Source organism: Aquabacterium sp. UBA2148 (assembly GCF_002328915.1).
Taxonomy (GTDB): domain Bacteria; phylum Pseudomonadota; class Gammaproteobacteria; order Burkholderiales; family Burkholderiaceae_C; genus Aquabacterium; species Aquabacterium parvum.
In genome coordinates, this window is record NZ_DCXA01000001.1 from 1 (window position 1) to 1,455 (window position 1,455).

2 protein-coding genes are annotated in these 1,455 nt (G+C 66.7%); both read right to left on the bottom strand.

Features of this window, described 5'->3' with window-relative positions; translation table 11 throughout:
* Positions 1-15 precede the first annotated feature (15 nt).
* Complete coding sequence (locus B2W70_RS00005) at positions 16-906, bottom strand: alpha/beta fold hydrolase (RefSeq protein ID WP_286741848.1); 891 nt, start codon at positions 904-906, stop codon at positions 16-18.
* Between the two features lies 1 nt (position 907).
* Positions 908-1,363, bottom strand: a complete 456-nt coding sequence (locus B2W70_RS00010; RefSeq protein ID WP_286741850.1) for a MarR family winged helix-turn-helix transcriptional regulator — start codon at positions 1,361-1,363, stop codon at positions 908-910.
* Between the last annotated feature and the right edge of the window lie 92 nt (positions 1,364-1,455).

Genomic DNA, 1,455 nt, shown 5'->3' on the forward strand with positions numbered 1-1,455 from the left:
GCGTCATGGGTGCCATCAGTTGGGCTCGCGCAGGGCCTGTGCCAGCAGGGGCCACAGCGCCTGGTGCGAGCTGCGAAACCAATCGATGTGGCCAATGGACTTCAGCCCGTGTTCGCCTGGCGCAATGTGTCGCACCTGCTTGCGCGCGGCGGGGAAGGTGCGCATCAGGTCGGTCACGGTGGTGGGGGTGGCGATGTCGTCGTCGGTGGCGTGGAAGACGGTGATGGGGATGCGGATGTCACCATGGAAGTCCAGCTGCGGCCTGCCTTTGACGGCGTTGGTCGCGTAACCGCCAGCCGCGCACCACTGGCCCCACTGCCGGGCAACGGCCGCAGGCAAGTCTTCGCCCAGGCCAACGGCCGCCGTTGGCGCGTAACCCTTGATGAGCGTGCCCAGCGGCACCAGGCAGCGCAGACCCAGCCGAGCCTTGAGGCGAAAGCTCGGCTTCATGCCGCGGAACCAACCGGTCGACGCGGCCACGCCAACCAGTCGGCTGACGTGGCGGTGGTTGGGCAGCAGGCCGATCATCTGGCCGCCAGCGCTGTGACCGATGAGCAGGACCTGATCGTGGCCCGTGTGTCGCACCAGCCAGTCGAGCGCGGCAACCTGGTCCTGTTGGCCCCATTCGGCCAGCGTGGCGCGGCTGTCTTGCAGCTTGCCCTGCAGCGACAGGCCGATGCCACGGTAGTCGAAGACCATCACGTCGTGACCCTGGGCGGCCAGCCAGGTGGCAAAGCGCAGGTAGAAGTGTTGCTTCACGCCCGTGGCTGGGCACAGCAGAACCGGGGCGTGCGTGGCAGCCTGCCCACCTGCGTGCGCGGGCAGGAAGTGGCCCTTGAGCAGGGTGCCGTCATGGCAGGTGATGTCGATGGTTTGCATCGCGGTATCGGGCGTGTTCTGGGACATCTCAGGTCTCCGGTTGATCGACCTGGTCGAGTCGCTGGACGTGGGTCAGCCAGCGCGCGATGGTCTGCAGTTCGGCCTCGGTGAAGCCTTCGGTGAGGCGGGCATTGATGCGGGTGGTGGCCTGCCTGAGCACGGGCATGAGCTTCTGGCCTGACGGGCGCAGCCAGACGCGTTGGGTGCGCCCGTCTTGCGGACACGGGTGGCGGGTGACCCAGTCCAGGGCCTCCATGCGCTGGATCAGGCCCGAGACGGCTGATGGCGCGAGGTCGAGCGTCTGCGCGAGTTCGCCCATGGTGGCGCCATCTGCCTTGTCCAGGGCGAAGATCACCCCGCTCTGAGCCGGGGTGGGGGCCTGCTGACCTTGGCGGCTCGCCGCCTCGGTCTGTTGGGCCATCCACTGCTGCAGGTGGCGCTGGGCGCTGTTGAGCAGGAAGATCAGGCGGGGTTTATTTTGCATGCGAAGTATTTTAGGTGTTTTTTCTTCGCGCGTGAAGCAATTGGCCGGGCGTGCTCACGCGGCATCCGAAAGGCGAAAAAAAGGCGCTCCTG